The 18,327-nt window shown below is 58.3% G+C and carries 19 protein-coding genes; 6 read left to right on the plus strand and 13 right to left on the minus strand.

Features of this window, described 5'->3' with window-relative positions; translation table 11 throughout:
* Positions 1 to 18 precede the first annotated feature (18 nt).
* The gene (gene dusB / locus RBB49_RS17150; protein ID WP_306144132.1) at positions 19 to 966 is read right to left on the minus strand and encodes a tRNA dihydrouridine synthase DusB; all 948 of its coding nucleotides are present in this window, start codon (positions 964 to 966) and stop codon (positions 19 to 21) included.
* A gap of 225 nt (positions 967 to 1,191) precedes the next feature.
* Between dusB and RBB49_RS17155 the strand changes: the two genes are divergently transcribed.
* From RBB49_RS17155 to RBB49_RS17175, 5 genes are all read left to right on the plus strand, one after another.
* The gene (locus tag RBB49_RS17155) at positions 1,192 to 2,445 is read left to right on the plus strand and encodes a bifunctional 2-C-methyl-D-erythritol 4-phosphate cytidylyltransferase/2-C-methyl-D-erythritol 2,4-cyclodiphosphate synthase (RefSeq protein WP_306144068.1); all 1,254 of its coding nucleotides are present in this window, start codon (positions 1,192 to 1,194) and stop codon (positions 2,443 to 2,445) included.
* Positions 2,446 to 2,451: 6 nt separating this feature from the next.
* On the plus strand, positions 2,452 to 2,976 hold the full coding sequence (locus RBB49_RS17160; protein WP_306144069.1) for a CinA family protein: 525 nt from the start codon (positions 2,452 to 2,454) through the stop codon (positions 2,974 to 2,976).
* Positions 2,977 to 3,057: 81 nt separating this feature from the next.
* The gene (locus RBB49_RS17165; protein ID WP_306144070.1) at positions 3,058 to 3,522 is read left to right on the plus strand and encodes a hypothetical protein; all 465 of its coding nucleotides are present in this window, start codon (positions 3,058 to 3,060) and stop codon (positions 3,520 to 3,522) included.
* Positions 3,523 to 3,716: 194 nt separating this feature from the next.
* Entirely contained in the window at positions 3,717 to 4,193 is a 477-nt protein-coding gene (locus RBB49_RS17170) for a hypothetical protein (protein WP_306144071.1), read from the plus strand.
* A 95-nt stretch (positions 4,194 to 4,288) separates the two neighbouring features.
* Positions 4,289 to 4,723: a hypothetical protein gene (locus RBB49_RS17175; protein WP_306144072.1), complete on the plus strand. Its 435-nt coding sequence runs from the start codon at positions 4,289 to 4,291 to the stop codon at positions 4,721 to 4,723.
* Between the two features lie 18 nt (positions 4,724 to 4,741).
* On the opposite strand, the gene RBB49_RS17180 is transcribed toward RBB49_RS17175, so the two are convergent.
* The 11 genes from RBB49_RS17180 to RBB49_RS17235 form a co-directional block, all read right to left on the minus strand.
* A complete protein-coding gene (locus RBB49_RS17180; protein ID WP_306144073.1) occupies positions 4,742 to 5,194 on the minus strand; it encodes a type II toxin-antitoxin system RatA family toxin in 453 nt (150 codons plus the stop codon).
* Between the two features lie 19 nt (positions 5,195 to 5,213).
* On the minus strand, positions 5,214 to 6,188 hold the full coding sequence (lipA, locus tag RBB49_RS17185) for a lipoyl synthase (protein WP_306144075.1): 975 nt from the start codon (positions 6,186 to 6,188) through the stop codon (positions 5,214 to 5,216).
* A gap of 56 nt (positions 6,189 to 6,244) precedes the next feature.
* Positions 6,245 to 7,039, minus strand: a complete 795-nt coding sequence (locus RBB49_RS28375) for a thioesterase family protein (RefSeq protein ID WP_336623429.1) — start codon at positions 7,037 to 7,039, stop codon at positions 6,245 to 6,247.
* Between the two features lie 91 nt (positions 7,040 to 7,130).
* Positions 7,131 to 7,370, minus strand: coding sequence for a GlsB/YeaQ/YmgE family stress response membrane protein (locus RBB49_RS17200; protein ID WP_306144076.1), 240 nt, complete (start codon positions 7,368 to 7,370; stop codon positions 7,131 to 7,133).
* Between the two features lie 51 nt (positions 7,371 to 7,421).
* Positions 7,422 to 7,670 (minus strand): GlsB/YeaQ/YmgE family stress response membrane protein, encoded by a 249-nt coding sequence (locus RBB49_RS17205; RefSeq protein ID WP_306144077.1) that lies wholly within the window; start codon positions 7,668 to 7,670, stop codon positions 7,422 to 7,424.
* Between the two features lie 15 nt (positions 7,671 to 7,685).
* Positions 7,686 to 8,198 carry a hypothetical protein gene (locus tag RBB49_RS17210; protein WP_306144078.1) on the minus strand — a complete coding sequence of 171 codons (513 nt, stop codon included), beginning with the start codon at positions 8,196 to 8,198 and terminating at the stop codon, positions 7,686 to 7,688.
* A 12-nt stretch (positions 8,199 to 8,210) separates the two neighbouring features.
* Positions 8,211 to 9,653, minus strand: a complete 1,443-nt coding sequence (lpdA, locus tag RBB49_RS17215; RefSeq protein ID WP_306144079.1) for a dihydrolipoyl dehydrogenase — start codon at positions 9,651 to 9,653, stop codon at positions 8,211 to 8,213.
* 73 nt (positions 9,654 to 9,726) lie between these two features.
* Positions 9,727 to 11,052, minus strand: a complete 1,326-nt coding sequence (locus tag RBB49_RS17220) for a pyruvate dehydrogenase complex dihydrolipoamide acetyltransferase (RefSeq protein WP_306144080.1) — start codon at positions 11,050 to 11,052, stop codon at positions 9,727 to 9,729.
* Positions 11,053 to 11,068: 16 nt separating this feature from the next.
* Entirely contained in the window at positions 11,069 to 12,448 is a 1,380-nt protein-coding gene (locus RBB49_RS17225; RefSeq protein ID WP_306144081.1) for a pyruvate dehydrogenase complex E1 component subunit beta, read from the minus strand.
* Between the two features lie 14 nt (positions 12,449 to 12,462).
* Complete coding sequence (gene pdhA / locus RBB49_RS17230; protein WP_306144082.1) at positions 12,463 to 13,512, minus strand: pyruvate dehydrogenase (acetyl-transferring) E1 component subunit alpha; 1,050 nt, start codon at positions 13,510 to 13,512, stop codon at positions 12,463 to 12,465.
* Between the two features lie 174 nt (positions 13,513 to 13,686).
* Positions 13,687 to 14,028: a septum formation initiator family protein gene (locus tag RBB49_RS17235; protein WP_306144083.1), complete on the minus strand. Its 342-nt coding sequence runs from the start codon at positions 14,026 to 14,028 to the stop codon at positions 13,687 to 13,689.
* A gap of 125 nt (positions 14,029 to 14,153) precedes the next feature.
* Between RBB49_RS17235 and RBB49_RS17240 the strand changes: the two genes are divergently transcribed.
* On the plus strand, positions 14,154 to 14,807 hold the full coding sequence (locus RBB49_RS17240; protein ID WP_306144084.1) for a protein-L-isoaspartate(D-aspartate) O-methyltransferase: 654 nt from the start codon (positions 14,154 to 14,156) through the stop codon (positions 14,805 to 14,807).
* Positions 14,808 to 14,831: 24 nt separating this feature from the next.
* Here the strand turns inward: RBB49_RS17240 and mfd are convergent, their stop codons facing one another.
* Positions 14,832 to 18,317: a transcription-repair coupling factor gene (gene mfd / locus RBB49_RS17245; protein WP_306144085.1), complete on the minus strand. Its 3,486-nt coding sequence runs from the start codon at positions 18,315 to 18,317 to the stop codon at positions 14,832 to 14,834.
* Between the last annotated feature and the right edge of the window lie 10 nt (positions 18,318 to 18,327).

Below are 18,327 nucleotides of genomic sequence, written 5' to 3' on the forward strand. Positions count from 1 at the left end.
TTTCAACGGTGACTTCGCTCACGCGGCTATCCGTTCGTTGGACGTTGAGAACCAGTCTGCGATCAAACGCAGCACCTCGGGTGGAGAATTGGACGTCATCAGGGTTCGTCTCTCATTGGCCGGGATCTGGCCCGCACCACGCTCTATGGCACCGTCGAGATACCAGCCCAGATGCTTCCGGGCGATACGAACGCCGGCCGTTGCCCCGTAGTGGCCGAGAATGTCTTCGTAATGCCCGGCGACAAGATCCGCGAGGTCTGATCCTGCGGGGGCAGCAAGCCGAACGCCGGTCGCAAGATAGTGCCCGACATGGCCGGGCAACCAGGGCCGGCCATAAGCACCGCGCCCGATCATGATCCCATCGGATCCACTCACCGCCAGCATCTTCTCCGCATCCTCAATGGACTTGCAGTCGCCATTTGCAATCAGGGGAACAGAGATGGCTTCCTTGACGGCCCGTATGGCTTTCCAGTCGGCGGTGCCCTTGTAAAACTGGCACCGCGTCCTGCCGTGAACCGTTACGAGCTGAACACCGGCGTTTTCCGCCCGCCGCGCTAGTTCGGCTGCGTTCAAGGACGTGTCGTCCCAGCCGAGGCGCATCTTGACAGTGACGGGTATGTCGACTGCCGCGACTGTTGCCTCGATCAGCGTGAGGGCATGATCGAGGTCCCGCATCAATGCCGAACCGGAGTATCCCGACGTTACCTTCTTTGCCGGGCATCCCATGTTGATATCGATTACATCAGCGCCCAGACCGGCGACGACCCTTGCAGCCTCGTCCATCCAGCGCGCTTCCCTGCCGGCAAGCTGTACGACATGCAGACCCTCGTCCTGGGCCTCCGCTCGCATCTGCGTTTCCGCGTCCCCTTTCACGAAGGTTTCGCTTGCGATCATTTCGCTGACGACCATCCCGGCACCGAAACGCGCAGCAAGCCGGCGAAACGGCAGATCGGTCACACCTGACATGGGCGCCAGAACGGCCCTGTTGGAAAGAGTATGCGGTCCTATGGAAAGAGAGTTCGACGATATCGACACACAGTTCTCTTTTCTGCTCATTACCTGTGCAAAACGCTAATTGCCTATATTGTAGCCAATTTGCGCATCGCAACAAGTCTAAATTTGCGTATTGGTACGGTTCATCGTTAATGGCCGTCAGTGATTTTCGCCTCAGCCGCCTTCAAGGAGACGACAATGAACAAAACGGCCGCCGCATTGATCGTCGCGGCAGGACGTGGAACACGCCTATCGGACCCCGGAAATCGGCAACCGAAGCAATACAAGCTGATCGCCGGGCGTCCTGTCCTGTCTCATACACTGGACGCTTTCCTGAATCATCCTCGAATTTCGAAAATCATGACCGTGATACACCCCGACGATACCGCGCTTTACGGCGCGGCCGTTACGGCGGCGGAGTGCACGGTAAAGGACAAGGAACTCCTGACGGCGTTTGGTGGAGACACGCGTCAACAATCCGTACTGGCCGGACTGAAGGCCCTGGAGGATGCCGGCTGCGAATGTGTTCTCATTCACGATGCCGCCCGTCCCTTCGTGTCCGAAACGGTGATAAACGGTCTCCTCTTACAACTGGACGCGGGTGCAGAGGGTGTGCTTGCAGCCGTTCCCGTCGTCGATACGCTGAAACACTGCGAAGAGCCGGGCCAGCCGCTGAGGACAATCGATCGATCCGGTTTGTGGGCAGCCCAGACACCGCAGGCCTTCCCGTTCAAACTGATTCTGGACGCGCATCTGAGCGCTGCCGAAGCCAGAAGAAGTGACTTTACCGATGATACCGGTCTGGCGGAATGGGCCGGCGTTTCGGTAAAATTAAGCGAAGGCGATCCAGGAAATTTCAAGATCACCACGTGGCAGGACTTGTCCCGCGCCGAAACACAGGTGAAACAGGCACCCATGAACCAGCAAAACCGCACACGTCCACCGTTGTCCGAACTTTTGGATGTCCGAACCGGTATTGGATACGATGTTCATGCCTTCGAGGCTGGTGATGCCGTCATCCTCGGAGGGGTCGCAATTCCCCATGGCAGAAAGCTCAAGGGGCATTCCGATGCGGATGTCGTGCTGCATGCAATCACCGATGCAACGCTTGGAGCGATTGGCGATGGTGACATCGGTAGCCATTTTCCTCCAAGCGACCCGAAGTGGAAAGGCGCATCATCGGACATGTTCCAGTTTGATGCCGTTGAGCGCGTGACAAAGCTGGGCGGACGGCTTGCACATATCGACGTCACAATCATCTGTGAAGAACCCAAGATTGGTCCGCACCGGGACGCGATCAGGCAGAACGTTGCTCAGATCTGCGACATTCCCGCATCGCGCGTATCCGTCAAGGCAACAACTTCCGAGCGGCTCGGCTTCACCGGTCGCAAGGAGGGGATCGCCACGCTTGCAAGCGTAACCATTCGGTTGCCCCTTTCTGAAAACGAGTAGTCGACCATGAATGACAGACGTCTGGAAAGCCTTGATGACCTTGCTCCCCTCGCCGGCAATGTTCTGGAAGAATTGAAGGCTCAGGGAAAAATGATCGCAACGGCCGAATCGTGCACAGGCGGACTGATCTGTGCGGCCCTGACGGAAATCGCAGGTTCATCGGTTGCGGTCGACCGGGGCTTCATAACCTACTCAAACGAAGCGAAAACAGAACTCATCGGTGTTCCCGCGGGTCTGATCACGCGTGAGGGCGCTGTCAGCAAGGAAGTTGCCATCGCCATGGCGGAAGGTGCACTGGAACGATCGAATGGAGATATATCGGTTTCCGTGACAGGCATCGCCGGACCTGGCGGCGGGTCCGAGCACAAACCGGTCGGCACCGTTCATATCGCCGTTGCTGCGACAGGTGAACCGACACAGCACTTTCATTGCTGGTTTGCCGACCACGGCCGCCAGTTCATCCGTCTGGAGACCGTAAAAACTGCCCTTGCGTCAGTTCTAAATGCACTCAAGGACGCAAAGTCTCATTAACGATCGATCGAGTTCCCGCTGGCGAAAAAGGGCAAAAACCCATATGCCTTACGTTGGGTTGAACATCGATTGCTTACACCAATGATATTACGTCTCGCGACGCTTCTCGCTGCACTTTGTGTTGCCACAGTCTCTCACGCGGATTCGTTGCCGAAACCGGGCGACTACTACCTGATTTCGAGAGATCACGCCGGCAAGTTCATTGGCAGCCACAAGCTTTTCAAGAATGAAAGTGCCGATACGAAGCGGGTCAGCTACTGCGGCAATGAATACTTCGTGCGCGACAGTTCCGTCGCCTGGACGGAGCTTGAAGCGGAATTCGGCCACATCGTTCACGTGGAATTCAACTTCGGCAAGGGCTGGCGTCCGATATGCGCGAATCCCGAGCGCGAGGTTACGTTGGCGGACCTGGGAATTACCATGGACGCGCGGGAAGTCCTGGCTGGCCTGTCGACTGCCCCCTCAACCGCCAGCCGCCTGGCAACGATCGGCGCCATGTTTCGCACGAGCGTTTTTGAAAAATCCGAGAGCGGCCTCGGTATGTAACTTCATTTGCCGTAGGTGCAATGCGAGCGAAATCTTCAAATACTGCACTTTTTACGAGCGTTTAAAGTTTTAATAAAACGCCTGCCCGGCTTTCAATCTGATAGTGAAGTTCGCCCTCTACTTTGAGAACAAACCATTAAAATTGCGCTGGCCACGCCAGCACATGATTGGCTTAGCGGTAGGGAAAACGCACAATGCAATTTCAGAAATTTCTGCTCACGATTGGCTTTCTCCTGATTTCATCGACGCATGCCGGTGCACAAAGCGAAATTCCAGCAGTTGGCGACACCTATATCATCTCCCGGGACGACAACCGGAATTTCCGCGGCTCACACCGGATCTACAACAGACAATCCGATGGTCTCGTGGAGGTCGAATACTGTAACCGGTCCTACTGGGTCCGGTATGCCACGGTCGCCTGGACGCAGCTTGAGGTGGAGAACGACTACGAAGTCCGCGTCGAATTCAACTGGGGCAAGGGCTGGCGGCCAATTTGCGATCGCCCGGACCAACAGGTGACCCTGGAAGGTCTCGGTATCTCCGACGATCCGAGGGTCGTTATTCAAAATGGTGGTACCGCGCTCGACAAGGCAAACCGGTTCGCCGCGATCCGTGACGCCTTCAACGCACAGCGCAAGGAAAAGGCTACCAAATCGTTCCACGACGAATAGATCAAATCGTTACCAATCCGGTAACGGACAGGTAAACAAAGCAGCTTAAGATACATGCAGTGGGGCTAATCTGGGTTCAGGAGAGGAGCACACGCATGAAGCGCTCTTTTGCTAGTCAGGCGATAGCGTCACTGACGGTTGTTTGCAGCGCAACGGCGGTATTCGCCCAAAACGACTTCTATATCCGGTCGGAATATTCGAACGGGGAATTCACCGGTTTTCACGAGATACTGACAAAGCCGAAGGACGGCTACCATCAGGCCAGCTACTGCGAACGCGTGTTCTGGGTGTCTGCGGGCACGGTCATCTGGACGGAAGAACAGAACGCTGCCGGCCGAACCCTTGTCCTTGAGGAAAACGACGGAAAGAGCCGCACCATTGTCTGCAAGGACAATGATGCCTTCGCAACGTTGGACGACCTGGGCCTGTCAGAAAAGGAAGTCGCCAAGATACGGGCGGAGAACGAGCCACTCGACATGAAATCGAGCCGTCTGCGCACGATCCGGGATGCCTTCAAGCAATACAAGTGACGCGTCCGTAGACCCGGCTCAGACCCCGTAGACTTCGTCCGCACGCGCTTCAAAGGCGCTGGAGAATTTCCGGAACGCCTTGTCGAACATCACCCCCATGAGCGACCCGAGCGTGCGGCTTTTGAACTCGTAGGAGATGAAGAAGCCGACATTGCAGGCACCCCCGCCGGCCTCTTCGAAAGTCCATTTGTTCTCAAGATGCTTGAAGGGTCCGTCCAGGTATTCAACAAGGATTGTCTGCTCTTCCGGGCGCAACTCGACCCGGCTGGTAAAAGTCTCCTTGAACAGCTTGTAAGCCACGGTCATGTCGGCCACCAGCACCGTCCGTCCGCCGTCGAGCTGCTTTTTGCCCCTGACATGCAAATCCTGGCAAAGCGGAACGAATTGCGGATACTTTTCAATGTCCGCAACAAGTCGGAACATGTCGTCCGCTTTGTGATTGACTTTGTGCGTTGAAGAAAAAGTTGGCATTCGGCGTATTGGCTTCCGTTCAATGACCAAGCTTGGCTTTTCTCGCCGCGCGCAGGTCCGCGAAATCTTCACCCGCGTGGTGTGAAGACCGCGTCAGCGGACTTGCCGAAACCTTCAGGAAGCCTTTCGCGTAGGCGATACGTTCATAGCCCTTGAATTCCTCGGGGGTGACAAAGGACATCACCGGATGATGTTTCTTCGAAGGCTGCAGGTACTGACCGATCGTCAAGAAGTCCACATCTGCCGCCCGAAGGTCGTCCATGAGCTGCAGAACCTCGTTGCGAACCTCACCCAGCCCGACCATGATCCCGGACTTGGTGAACATTTCCGCGTCCAGCTCCTTTGCCTTTTGCAGCAGGCGAATGGAATGAAAGTAGCGCGCGCCGGGCCTGACGGTAAGATATTTGGAAGGCACCGTTTCAAGATTGTGATTGAAGACGTCCGGCTTTGCTTCGATTACCGTTTCGAGCGCGCCCTCTTTCCTGAGAAAGTCGGGCGTCAGAACCTCGACCGTCGTCGACGGAGACGTTTGCCGGATCGCTGCGATGACATCCGAAAAGTGTTTTGCGCCGCCATCGTCCAGGTCGTCGCGGTCCACGGAGGTGATAACCACGTGCTCCAGTCCCATCGTGGCAACCGCATCGGCAACACCCTGGGGCTCGTTCGGATCGACTGGTCCAGGCATCCCCGTCCGGACATTGCAGAAGGCACAGGCACGTGTGCACGTATCCCCCAGGATCATGAAGCTTGCATGTTTCTTGGACCAGCATTCGCCTATGTTCGGACAACCGGCTTCTTCGCAAACCGTGACCAGATTGTTGTTGCGAACAACATCCTTGGTTTCACGGTAGATCGGCGATGTCGGCGCCTTGACACGGATCCATTTCGGTTTGCGCTGAATCGGGTTATCCGGGCGGTGCTCTTTTTCCGGGTGGCGCGGACGCACATCGGATGTTTGCCGCGGGCGATTGAGCGTGTCTACGATCGTAACCATGGGCCTTAAGTGTCTCTATTCCCTGGAAAGGTCAAGGTGAAATGGTGCCGCGTCAGCTATGTGCTGAGTGCAGGCCTGAACAACTCGGAAAACCGCTGGCGGGCCGTTTCGGACAGCGGCAGCGATTTTCGCGTTGCATCGTTCATCTGAACAATAACCGTCATCGCCTGCGCGACCGGACGCTCGTCCTGATAAACACGTTGAATGAGCTTGAAGGAACTGCGACCGATCTCCTTGACGGCAGTGCCGATCTGCACCTCGCCGGGCCAATTGATCTCGGAAAGGAAATCAAGTTCGAGCCTTGCGATGACAAATGAGGCGCCCTCACACATCAGTTCGTCGCCAAAGAGCAGTTCAACCCTCCCCGTTTCGAGAAAAGTGCTGAATACCGCATTGTTGACATGTCCCTGGCGATCCGTGTCCGCGTACCGCAACTTGTCCTTCGTGATCAGCGGAAAGGCATTGATAGCTGGATCGCTGCTCTGGCTTTGGGAGCGTGGAGGCTTGTCCGAAACGACATAGATATACGCCGGTACGTCGCCATTTTCCGTGCGGACAAGCGTTTCGGCGCGCTCATAGCCTTCGCCTTCGAATGCATCCAGCCGGTCCCAGTGTTCGACAAGTTCCGGCGACTCGAAAACTAGGACCTCGATGGTCTGTCCTTCGGGATCGAGCACCAGCCCGGGAAACCCAAGCGCAGCTCCCCAGCCCGACTGCACGAGGCGGCCGCGCACGCTTCCCTCTCTCCAGCGGCCGGGAATATCGGCAAGCTGAGCGTGGTTCGCACGTCCCGGTGCAAGTGTTCCGTATGTGGCGAGCCTGAATTCCGGCGTTTCCAGCTGTCTTTCCATCAATCGATCAGGCTCCCCCGGCCGCTGTCCCGTACCGAGCAGCGCAAACGGCGCATCCCGTCCACAGGCATCTGAAGAAAGTCGCACGGCGTCACTTGAACACTTTCTTCCAGATAAACAGGAACAGGATCGCGCCGACAATGGCAACGATCAGCCGGTCGATGACACCACCAGCCAGGTTCAGGTTGAGGATCGATGCCAATTCACCGCCCAGAAGAGCGCCGATCAGACCGACAACAAGGCTCCCGAGAAACCCTCCCCGGCTGTTGAGCACCCTATGGGCGACAGCACCCGCGATCAGCCCGATAATGGCAGAAATAATGAGCCCCATACCTGTTCCTTTTCAGACGCTGCGCATCGAGGCCCCGATCCGATGATCGGTTCAAGCCAGAATACGCGCGATCAGCACGACGACAACGGCCCCTATGGCAGCCACCAATATTTCATTCAGATAGGGATTGCCGAGATCGATGTTAATCCCGAAGAACTTGAAGATGAATCCGCCTACAAACGCACCTATGATCCCGGTAAGCAGATACCGTATCAGGCCGCCGCCGCCGACGAGGATACTTGCGAGCCAACCCGCGATAATGCCAATCGCGACCCAGATCAGAATTGACTTTGCATCCATGACAACCCTCCCGCGTCAGTCAATCTTGCCGGACCCGTGTTCCGCCCGGTCCAGAACATCAGTGTAACTGAACCCTGCGGTATCACAACTCACCGCAGTGACCTCGACCGGATTGCCTTTGAAAAACCGTTGGGGCTTGGGAAACTCCAGCCCGAATACGATGCCCTCGTGCAACACGCACTTGGCCGTGATGTTTCGGTTGGATGCTTTCAGGCGCACGTTTATGAAATGCGTTCCCGAGGCGAACGGGTCTGCGAGCAGGTTGTCCCCGTGTACCTGATAGTAGCGGAAACAGGGGACCCGGCCGTTCGACTGTCTTTCGACAAAGAAGCGCTGCGAGAGCTGCCGCCGCGCCCGTTCGGCATTGTCTGCCGGAAGCCGATCGATGGCCGCGTTCAAGGTCGTCGCTTCGTGCGGTCTGAGCGTCCAGCTCCCCTCCCGACAGACAAATCTCAATCCATCCAGAAGATAGGCAAACACCCTGATAACTCCGCTTGACGCGGCGATCCCGACCCATGCCGGGATCACCAATGGTCCGGGCTACATGTTCAGAACACGGCCATAGGCATCCAGCACCGACTCTTTCATCATTTCCGAAAGCGTCGGATGCGGGAACACCGTGTGCATTAGGTCTTCTTCCGTTGTTTCCAGGTTCATGGCGACTACGTAGCCCTGGATAAGCTCGGTTACTTCCGCGCCAACCATATGGGCCCCCAGCAGTTGCCCCGTCTTGGCATCGAAGATTGTCTTGATGAGCCCGTCCGGTTCCCCAAGTGCAATCGCCTTGCCGTTTCCGATGAAGGGGAAACGCCCGACCTTGATGTCGTAGCCGGCTTCCTTCGCCTTGGGCTCGGTCAGACCGACCGACGCGACCTGTGGATGGCAGTAGGTACATCCCGGGATCATCGACTTGTCCATGGCATGGACATCCTTGCCGGCAATCTTCTCGACGCAGATCACGCCTTCATGCTCCGCCTTGTGTGCGAGCATCGGCGGTCCGGCAACGTCACCGATGGCATAGATGCCGGGGACGTTTGTGCGGCCATAGCCGTCGATAACGACGCAGCCACGGTCGGTTTTAACGCCGAGTTCCTCAAGACCGAGATTCTCGATATTGCCGACGACACCAACCGCCGAAATCAGTTTTTCAGCCGTCAGGTCCTGCTTTTTGCCGTCCTTGGTTTCAACGGTCGCCGTGACACCCTTGGCGCCCTTCTTGACCTGCGAAACCTTTGCCTCGAGCAGGAACTTGATGCCCTGCTTTTCCATCTGCTTCTTGGCGAGCCCGGAAATCTCGGGGTCTTCGACCGGCATGATCGTCGGCATCATTTCAATGACCGTCACGTCCGCGCCCATGGTTTTGTAGAAAGACGCAAACTCGATACCGATCGCGCCCGATCCCATGACGATCAGAGACTTTGGCATTGTCGGGGGCACCATGGCTTCGAAATAGGTCCAGATGTCCTTGCCATCCGGCTCGATGCCTGGGATAACGCGCGGGCGCGCGCCCGTTGCAACGATAATGTGCTTGGCCTTGTAGACGCCCTCGCCCTTCGTGCCCTTCGGCGCAGGGTGCTGCGGTTCCATCGCCTTCTTGGAGGTTTTGGACACGGTCACTTCACCGGCCTTCGTTACCTTGCCCTCACCCCAGATGATGTCGACCTTGTTCTTCTTCATCAGGAAACCGACACCGCCAGCGAGCTGTCCGGAGACACCGCGCGACCGGTTGACGACGGCAGCCGGATCGAAGGAGATCTTCTCGGCGGACAGGCCGTAATCCTTGGCATGCTGCATGTAGTGGTAGATTTCGGCGGACCGCAGCAGCGCCTTGGTCGGAATGCAGCCCCAATTGAGACAGATGCCGCCCATGTGCTCGCGCTCGACGATCGCGGTCTTGAGGCCGAGCTGCGAAGCACGGATTGCGGTTACATAACCACCCGGCCCGGAGCCGATGATGATCACATCGTAGTTGGTATCAGCCATGGTGTTCTTCCCCGGCGAAAGAAGTCATCGTTCAGATACGGCGCGGTGTCTGGACCGCGCCGCAGAGCAAGCATCAGACCAGCATGCTCATCGGGTTTTCGATGTAGCCCTTGAAGGCGCCCAGCAACTGGGCACCAAGCGCACCGTCAACGCAGCGGTGGTCCGTGGAGAGCGTCACCGTCATGACCGTGGCAATCGCCACGGCGTCATCTTTGACGACGGCGCGCTTTTCGCCGGCCCCAACGGCAAGGATCGTCGCATGCGGTGGGTTCACGACCGCCGAGAAATCCTTCACGCCCATCATGCCCATGTTGGAGACCGCCGTGGTGCCACCCTGATATTCTTCCGGCTTGAGCTTGCGCTCTTTCGCCCGTTTGCCAAGGTCCTTCATCTCGTTGGAGATAACCGACAGGGACTTTTCTTCCGCCCGGTGGATGATCGGCGTGATCAGTCCGCCCGGGATCGAAACGGCAACGCCAACATCCGCATGCTTGTGCATGACCATGTTTTCGTCGGTCCAGGAGACGTTCGCATCCGGAACGTCGCGCAATGCCAGCGCGAGCGCCTTGATGGTCATGTCGTTGACCGACAGCTTGTAGGCCGGCTTGCCGTCCTTGTCGGTTGCCGCAGCCCCGTTGAGCTGTGCGCGGAGTGCAAGAAGCGCATCGAGTTCACAGTCGACCGAGACATAGAAATGCGGGATCGTCTGCTTGGATTCCGTCAAACGTTTCGCAATCGTCTTGCGCATGCCGTCATGCGGCACGAGTTCGTAGGAATCGTCGTCGAACAGCTTCAGAACCTGGTCCGCGGACGGCCCTGCCGCAAGCGCCGGTGCGGCGGCCGCTGCCTTTGGAGCCTCGGCTGCCGGAGCAGCCTTTCCGGTTCCGGCCGAAATGGCGGCTTCGATGTCACGCTTGACGATCCGGCCATGCGGGCCGGTGCCGGTCAGAGCGGAAAGATCGAGGCTGTTCAGCTTGGCAAGACGCCGCGCCAGAGGCGAGGCAAAAATGCGTGAGCCGTCATTGGCAACAGGTGCCGGACCGGCCGGTGCGGACGCTGCCGCAGCCGGTTCAGCAGCGGCGGGTGCCTCGGCTGGAGCAGCTGCCGCTGCAGGCGCCGGGCTGGCTGCAGCCGTGTCGATGGACCCGGCATCCTCGCCGTCTTCCAGAAGCACGGCGATCAGCTCGTTGACCTTGACCCCGGCAGAACCTTCTGGAACCACGATCTTGCCGACCGTGCCTTCGTCCACTGCCTCGACTTCCATTGTCGCCTTGTCGGTCTCGATCTCGGCGATGACATCACCGGCAGAAACCTGGTCGCCTTCCTTGACCAGCCATTTGGCAAGGTTGCCCTCTTCCATGGTCGGGGAAAGGGCCGGCATGGTGATATTGATTGGCATGTCCGTCTCCCTCGCCTCAGGCTGTATACGTCACGGCCTTGACCGCTTCGATGACTTCCGGAACGCTCGGCAATGCAAGCTTCTCAAGATTTGCCGCATAGGGCATCGGAACGTCTTTGCCGGTCACGCGCAGGATCGGAGCATCCAGATAGTCGAATGCCTGTTCCTGAACCTGATAGGCGATCTCGGAAGACACCGAACACATCGGGAAGGCTTCCTCGATCGTGACGATCCGGCCTGTCTTCCTGACGGAAGCGAGAACCGTTTCGATGTCGAGCGGACGGATCGTGCGCAGATTAATGACTTCCGCGGAAATGCCCATGGCCGCAAGTTCGTCGGCCGCCTGCAGCGTGTAGGTCATGCCGATACCCCAGGACACGAGGGTCACGTCGGTGCCGCCGCGCTCGATCTTCGCCTTGCCGATCGGCAGCACGAAGTCGTCCATGTCCGGGATTTCGAACGAGTGGCCGTAGAGGATCTCGTTCTCCAGGAAAATGACCGGGTTCGGATCGCGGATGGCCGCTTTGAGAAGGCCCTTGGCGTCGGCTGCAGAATAAGGCTGGATCACCTTCAGGCCCGGAACATGCGCGTACCAGGACGCATAGTCCTGCGAGTGCTGCGCACCGACGCGGGCAGCCGCGCCGTTCGGACCGCGGAACACGATCGGAGCGCCCATCTGTCCACCGGACATATAGAGCGTTTTTGCCGCCGAATTGATGATCTGGTCAATCGCCTGCATGGCGAAGTTGAAGGTCATGAATTCAACGATCGGCTTCAGCCCCGCCATCGCGGCGCCGACACCAAGACCGGTAAAGCCGTGTTCCGTAATCGGTGTGTCGATAACGCGCTTGGCACTGAATTCATCCAGCAGGCCCTGCGTGATCTTGTAGGCGCCCTGGTATTCGGCGACTTCCTCACCCATGACGAAGACATCGGCATCGCGGCGCATTTCCTCGGCCATCGCGTCACGCAGCGCTTCACGCACCGTCGAGCTTTTCATTGCCGTTCCGGCAGGGATTTCCGGATCTTCGGCTGGTTCGGAAACAACCGGGGCGGCAGGCGCGGCCGGTGCGCTGGGCGCTTCGGGCGCAGCCGCGGCCGGAGCAGCTGCTGCAGGCGCAGCAGCCGCCGCATCGAGGGCGCTTGCATCTTCGCCTTCACCGAGAAGAACGGCGATCTTTTCGTTGACCTTGACGTTGTCCGTCCCTTCCGGAACCAGGATCTTGCCAAGCGTCCCCTCATCAACGGCCTCGACTTCCATCGTGGCCTTGTCGGTTTCGATTTCGGCGATCACGTCGCCGGCAGTAACAGCATCGCCCTCGGCCTTGAGCCATTTGGAGAGCTTGCCCTCTTCCATTGTCGGCGAGAGCGCCGGCATCAAAATATCAATCGGCATATTGTCCCCCGGCCTTAGAGCAGAATGTCTGTGTAGAGTTCAGACGCATCCGGTTCCGGATCGTTCTGAGCAAATTCAGCGGCTTCGGCGACACGGGCACGCACGTCCTTGTCGATGGCCTTGAGGTCGTCTTCCGACGCCCATTTCTTCTCGATCAGACGGGCTCTGACCTGTTCGATCGGATCGTGCTCGGTCCGCATCTTCTGGACTTCATCCTTGGACCGGTACTTGGCCGGATCCGACATGGAGTGGCCGCGGTAGCGGTAGGTGATCATTTCAAGGATGTACGGACCCTTGCCGTCCCGGCACCAAGCCAGAGCCTTTTCGGACGCGGCCTTGACGGCGCGTACGTCCATGCCGTCGACCTGCTCACCGGGAATACCGAAGGATGCGCCGCGCTGCGACAGGTCCGTCGTCGCCGAAGCACGCGAAACACTCGTTCCCATGCCGTACTTGTTGTTCTCGATCACGTAGACAACGGGAAGCTTCCACAGCTCGGCCATGTTGAAGCTTTCGTAGACCTGCCCCTGGTTGGAGGCCCCATCACCGAAGAAAGCCATGGAGACATTGCCGTTCTCGCGATACTTGTTGGCAAAGCCAAGACCGGTGCCAAGCGACACCTGGGCCCCCACGATGCCGTGCCCGCCATAGAAATGCTTTTCCTTGGAGAACATGTGCATGGAACCGCCCTTGCCCTTGGACAGGCCGCCCCGGCGGCCGGTGAGCTCGGCCATGACGGCGCCTGGATCGAGATCCATGGCCAGCATGTGGCCATGATCGCGATAGCCGGTGATCATCTGATCGCCGTCTTTCTTTGCCATTTGCATACCGACGACGACAGCTTCCTGCCCGATATACAGATGACAAAAACCGCCGATGAGGCCCATGCCGTACAATTGTCCGGCTTTTTCCTCGAATCGGCGGATCAGAAGCATTTCTCGGTAAGCGTGGAGTTCATCGTCCTTGTCGAACTCGGCGATCGCAGGTTTCGCTTTCTTGGCGGTGCTGCGGGTCCGGCTGGCGCTCTTGGAGCGAGCGGAAGTGGTCTTTGATGCTGTGGCCATAACCCTCTTCTCGGCGTGACGTTTCCCCTAAGACAGGTAGCTGCAACTTATCCTGTTGCACATGTCAATCCAATCATATTTAATGGGATATGCGAAGCGATTTAAGATGCTGATTATATTAAATAATTTTAATTTTAACTGAAATCAAGTTGACATGCAAAAATGAACTGAAAATCAGTTCACTTCGTAACGGCGCCCGGGTCGCAGCACCACCAACTCGTTTGTGTGCACGAGATTGAGGTTCAACCGTGCGCGTTCATCCAGCATGTCCGGATCAAGGCTTTCCGGACGCAGCAGGCTGACTCTTGAAACCAGCTCCTGTCTTTCGGCAATCAGCTCTTCCAGGTCCGATTCCAGCTCCGATACCTGGCTTTCAATCATGGCGCGCCCGACCATTCCAAGTTCGCCGCTCATGGCATGGAAACCGAAATATCCAAGCGCTGCAATCGCGATTGCGGGCGTGATGAGACGGCGGAGAAAGGATTGCTTACGCTGACGTGTCGCTGCTCGGGGCACTCTGAAGGACCTTGACGCTGTACTGATGGCCGCTTGGTATCACCACTATGAGAGGTTAGGTTTAATAGAGTCTTGAGATTGTTATTCAAACGCGTCCAAATTTGCGGAAGTCCCCGAGAAAGCCGATGGACCCGAAACAAAAAGAGCGTGACACCATGGTGCGGGAACAGCTGGAGCGCCGCGGCCTGCGGAACGCCCGCGTTCTTGACGCGATGCGCTCGGTTCCAAGGCACCTCTTCGTAAACGATAACCTGCAAAAGCACGCTTACGCGGACAGGCCGCTCACTATCGGTCACTACCAGACAATCTCCCAGCCCTATGTTGTTGCGCTGATGTGCGATCAACTGGAACTTGCGAACACCGACAAGGTCCTGGAAATCGGCACCGGCTCCGGTTATGCAGCCGCCGTGCTCTCGCAACTCTGCGAGCGTGTGATCACTATTGAGCGCATTCCCGATCTTGCGGAAAAGGCGCGGGAAACACTCGCGCAGGCAGGCTGTTCTAATGTCACCGTGCATTGCGGAGACGGAACTCTGGGCCACCAGGAAGATGCTCCGTTCGACGCTATCCTGGTTTCTGCCGCAGCGCCGTCTGTCCCGGAAGCCTATAAGCAGCAACTGCGTGCCGGTGGACGGTTAATTATCCCGGCCGGTCACTCCAGATCGTCCCAGTCCCTCTATCGGGTCCGCAAGAAATCCGACACAGAGTTCTCGACGGAAGATCTCGGCGGTGTCGCCTTTGTACCGCTGATTGGCGAAAAGGGTTGGCAGGAGACATGAAATCCACCTGCACCTGCCAGGTCCCTACGCCGCCGCCATCTTTGCCAGTTTCGTCAGGATCGTCGCCGTGCCCTTGAGGCGCGAGTCGGTTTTTTCCCAGTCCCGTGTCAGCACGACGCGCTGGTCCGGGCGGATCTTCGCAAGAACGCCCTGCTCCGCAATATAGGAGACGAGCCCCGCCGGATTGGAGAATTCGCTATTGCGGAAGCTGACCACCATGCCCTTCGGACCGGCATCCACCTTCTCCACATTCGCCTTGCGGCACAGACCCTTGATATAGACGATCTTCAGAAGATGCTGGACCTCCTCCGGCAGCGGGCCGAACCGGTCGATCAGTTCGGCACCGAAGGCGTCGATCTCCTCAGCCTCGGTGACATCGCCGAGCCGCCGGTAAAGCTGAAGACGCAGCTGCAGGTCGGCAACATAATCCTCAGGTATGAGAACGGGCGTGCCGATATTGATCTGGGGTGACCACTGTTCTTCGCCGAAATCCGCACCGCCATCCTTGAGCTGCGCAACCGCCTCTTCCAGCATCTGCTGGTAAAGCTCGAAGCCGACTTCCTTGATGTGCCCGGACTGTTCTTCGCCGAGAAGGTTCCCCGCCCCGCGAATGTCAAGATCGTGGCTGGCAAGCTGAAAGCCAGCGCCGAGGGTTTCGAGCGACTGCAGCACTTTCAAACGCCGTTCGGCCGTCGCCGTGAGCGTCTTGTTGGCCGGCACCGTGAACAACGCATAGGCACGCGTCTTTGACCGGCCGACACGGCCCCGCAACTGGTAGAGCTGCGCCAGGCCGAACATGTCCGACCGGTGCACGATCAGCGTGTTTGCCGTTGGAATGTCCAGACCCGATTCCACGATCGTGGTCGACAGAAGAACGTTGTACTTGCCTTCGTAAAAGGCGTTCATCACGTCTTCGAGTTCGCCCGGAGGCATTTGCCCGTGGGCAACCGCAACCTTCAGCTCCGGCACCTGTTCTTCCAGAAAGGCCAGCCGATCGGCTATGTCCGCAAGCCTCGGACACACATAAAAACTCTGTCCGCCGCGGTAATGCTCCCGCAAGAGCGCTTCGCGCACCACCAGTGGATCGAAGGGTGACACAAAGGTCCGAACGGCAAGCCTGTCGACCGGCGGCGTCGCGATGAGAGACAGTTCGCGCACGCCGGTCAGCGCCAGTTGCAGCGTGCGCGGGATCGGCGTTGCCGAAAGCGTCATCACGTGGACGTCCGATTTCAGTTCCTTCAGCCGCTCCTTGTGCTTGACGCCGAAGTGCTGCTCTTCATCGATGATCAGAAGTCCGAGGTCGCGGAACTTGATTGATTTTCCAAGTAGCGCGTGCGTTCCGACAACGATGTCGACGGAACCGTCGGCAATGCCCTTTTTTGTGAGCGTCAGCTGCTTGGCCGGAACAAGCCTGGAGGCATGGCCGACATTGATCGGCAGACCGTGAAAACGCTCGGAAAAAGTCTTGTAATGCTGGCGGGCCAGCAGCGTTGTCGGCACGACAACCGCGACCTGACGGCCCGACATCGCGGCGATGAAGGCTGCGCGCAGCGCGACTTCCGTCTTGCCGAAGCCGACATCGCCGCAGATCAGGCGATCCATCGGGCGGCCGGAGGAAAGATCGTCGAAAACCGCGTCGATCGCCGTCAACTGATCATCGGTTTCTTCATAGGGAAACCGGGTCGCAAACTCGTCGTAGACCCCTTCCGGCGTCTCCACCACTGGTGCCGTTTTCAGCGCCCGTTCGGCGGCGGTCTTGATGAGACCGTCGGCGATCTCAAGAATACGTTTCTTGAGCTTCGCCTTGCGCGCCTGCCAGGCACCGCCACCCAGCTTGTCCAGCTGGGCTTCCTGGTCTTCCGATCCGTAGCGCGACAAAAGCTCGATGTTTTCCACCGGCAAATAAAGCTTGTCGCCGCCTGCATATTGCAGCTCCAGGCAATCATGCGGCGCACCCACCGCCTCGATCGTTTTCAGACCGATGAACCGTCCGATGCCGTGCTCGACATGAACAACAAGATCGCCCTCGGAAAGGCCGGTTGCCTCGGTGATGACATTGGCGCCCTTGGACTTGCGCCGGGATTTGCGCACGAGCCGGTCGCCGAGAATGTCCTGCTCGCCGACAAACGCTATATCCTTGAGTTCGAAACCATGTTCGATGCCGAGGACACACAGTGCCGTCGTCTTGGCCGGAAGCTGGTCCGCGTCCTTGAGCGTGCCGACTTCCTGTACCGCACCAAGACCGTGATCGCCCAGGATCTGACCAAGGCGGTCCCGGGACCCCTCGGACCAGCAAGCAATGACCGTTCGCTTGCCGGCGCTCTGAAGCTCACGCACATGCGTTGTCAGGGCGTCGAATATGTTGACGTCCCCGGCGGCACGTTCGGCTGCAAAACTGCGCCCCTGTTTGCCGCCGAGCTCAATAACCGTCTTTCCGGTTCCAGGCGGTGGTGTGAACGGATCAAGCGTGGCGCTTGCTCTGTCGGCGACTGTGGCTGTCCACTCGCTTTCCGAAAAATAGAGCTTTCCCGGCTCGACCGGCATGTAGGGCACCGTGCCGGCACTTGCTCCCATTTCCCGCGCGTCCTGACGCGCCGTGAAGTGTTCGGAGACCTGATCGAGCCGCTCCCGGACCGCGTCGGTCGCGTTTGCATCCAGAACAAGCGGCGTGTCGCCAATATAGTCGAACAGCGTCTCAAGCCGCTCATGAAACAGGGGCAGCCAGTGTTCCATGCCCGCATAGCGCCGGCCATCGCTGATCGATTGATAAAGAACGTCTTCGCGGCTGGCCGCGCCAAACATCGCCAGATAGGAGCGCCGGAACCGCGAAATCGCTTGTTCCGACAAGACAACTTCGCTCATCGGAACGAGATCGAGGCGCTTCAGCTGTTTTGACGTACGCTGGGTCTCGGCGTTGAAGGAGCGGATGGATTCGAGCGTATCGCCGAAAAAGTCGAGCCTGACCGGTTCCTCTGAACCGGGAGCATAGAGATCGATGATGCCGCCGCGCACCGCGTATTCGCCCGTTTCACGCACCGTCGGCGTGCGCGAGAACCCGTTCATTTCCATCCAGTTGGAAATTGCGGTCATGTCGACCTGGTTTCCGGGCGCCATCGAGAACGTCTGATCTGCCATGAAACCGCGTTCCGGCATTCGCTGAACGGCGGCATTCAGCGTCGTCATCAGAACGGTTTTCCGCCCCTTGGGCACCCCGCGCGCAAGTTGCCCCAGGGCCAGAAGCCGCCGCGCGCTGATCGCCGGATTTGGCGAAACACGGTCATATGGCAGACAGTCCCAGGCAGGAAGCTGCAGGATATCCACGTCAGGTTCGAAGAACGCCAGAGCCTCGCCGACCATCGCCATGCGGGTCGCGTCACGCGCAACGAAGACGAGCGCAAGCCCGTCGGTGCTGCTCTCGGCAAGAAGCCTGGCAAGCGCGTAGCTCTCCGCGCCATCAGGTACACCGGCCAGAGTCACGTTGGCCTGGTCGTTCAAGAGGCTCTCAAACACAGCAGGTCGT

The organism is Roseibium sp. MMSF_3412 (assembly GCF_030733265.1).
In the GTDB taxonomy this organism is placed as follows: domain Bacteria; phylum Pseudomonadota; class Alphaproteobacteria; order Rhizobiales; family Stappiaceae; genus Roseibium.

What these genes read in the sequence shown, in the direction of transcription:
- dusB (WP_306144132.1), bottom strand. Translation starts at nt 966, where the DNA reads ATGTCAGGTGTGACCGATCTGCCGTTTCGCCGGCTTGCTGCGCGTTTC.
- RBB49_RS17155 (WP_306144068.1), top strand. Translation starts at nt 1,192, where the DNA reads ATGAACAAAACGGCCGCCGCATTGATCGTCGCGGCAGGACGTGGAACA.
- RBB49_RS17160 (WP_306144069.1), top strand. Translation starts at nt 2,452, where the DNA reads ATGAATGACAGACGTCTGGAAAGCCTTGATGACCTTGCTCCCCTCGCC.
- RBB49_RS17165 (WP_306144070.1), top strand. Translation starts at nt 3,058, where the DNA reads ATGATATTACGTCTCGCGACGCTTCTCGCTGCACTTTGTGTTGCCACA.
- RBB49_RS17170 (WP_306144071.1), top strand. Translation starts at nt 3,717, where the DNA reads ATGCAATTTCAGAAATTTCTGCTCACGATTGGCTTTCTCCTGATTTCA.
- RBB49_RS17175 (WP_306144072.1), top strand. Translation starts at nt 4,289, where the DNA reads ATGAAGCGCTCTTTTGCTAGTCAGGCGATAGCGTCACTGACGGTTGTT.
- RBB49_RS17180 (WP_306144073.1), bottom strand. Translation starts at nt 5,194, where the DNA reads ATGCCAACTTTTTCTTCAACGCACAAAGTCAATCACAAAGCGGACGAC.
- lipA (WP_306144075.1), bottom strand. Translation starts at nt 6,188, where the DNA reads ATGGTTACGATCGTAGACACGCTCAATCGCCCGCGGCAAACATCCGAT.
- RBB49_RS28375 (WP_336623429.1), bottom strand. Translation starts at nt 7,039, where the DNA reads ATGGAAAGACAGCTGGAAACGCCGGAATTCAGGCTCGCCACATACGGA.
- RBB49_RS17200 (WP_306144076.1), bottom strand. Translation starts at nt 7,370, where the DNA reads ATGGGGCTCATTATTTCTGCCATTATCGGGCTGATCGCGGGTGCTGTC.
- RBB49_RS17205 (WP_306144077.1), bottom strand. Translation starts at nt 7,670, where the DNA reads ATGGATGCAAAGTCAATTCTGATCTGGGTCGCGATTGGCATTATCGCG.
- lpdA (WP_306144079.1), bottom strand. Translation starts at nt 9,653, where the DNA reads ATGGCTGATACCAACTACGATGTGATCATCATCGGCTCCGGGCCGGGT.
- RBB49_RS17220 (WP_306144080.1), bottom strand. Translation starts at nt 11,052, where the DNA reads ATGCCAATCAATATCACCATGCCGGCCCTTTCCCCGACCATGGAAGAG.
- RBB49_RS17225 (WP_306144081.1), bottom strand. Translation starts at nt 12,448, where the DNA reads ATGCCGATTGATATTTTGATGCCGGCGCTCTCGCCGACAATGGAAGAG.
- pdhA (WP_306144082.1), bottom strand. Translation starts at nt 13,512, where the DNA reads ATGGCCACAGCATCAAAGACCACTTCCGCTCGCTCCAAGAGCGCCAGC.
- RBB49_RS17240 (WP_306144084.1), top strand. Translation starts at nt 14,154, where the DNA reads ATGGACCCGAAACAAAAAGAGCGTGACACCATGGTGCGGGAACAGCTG.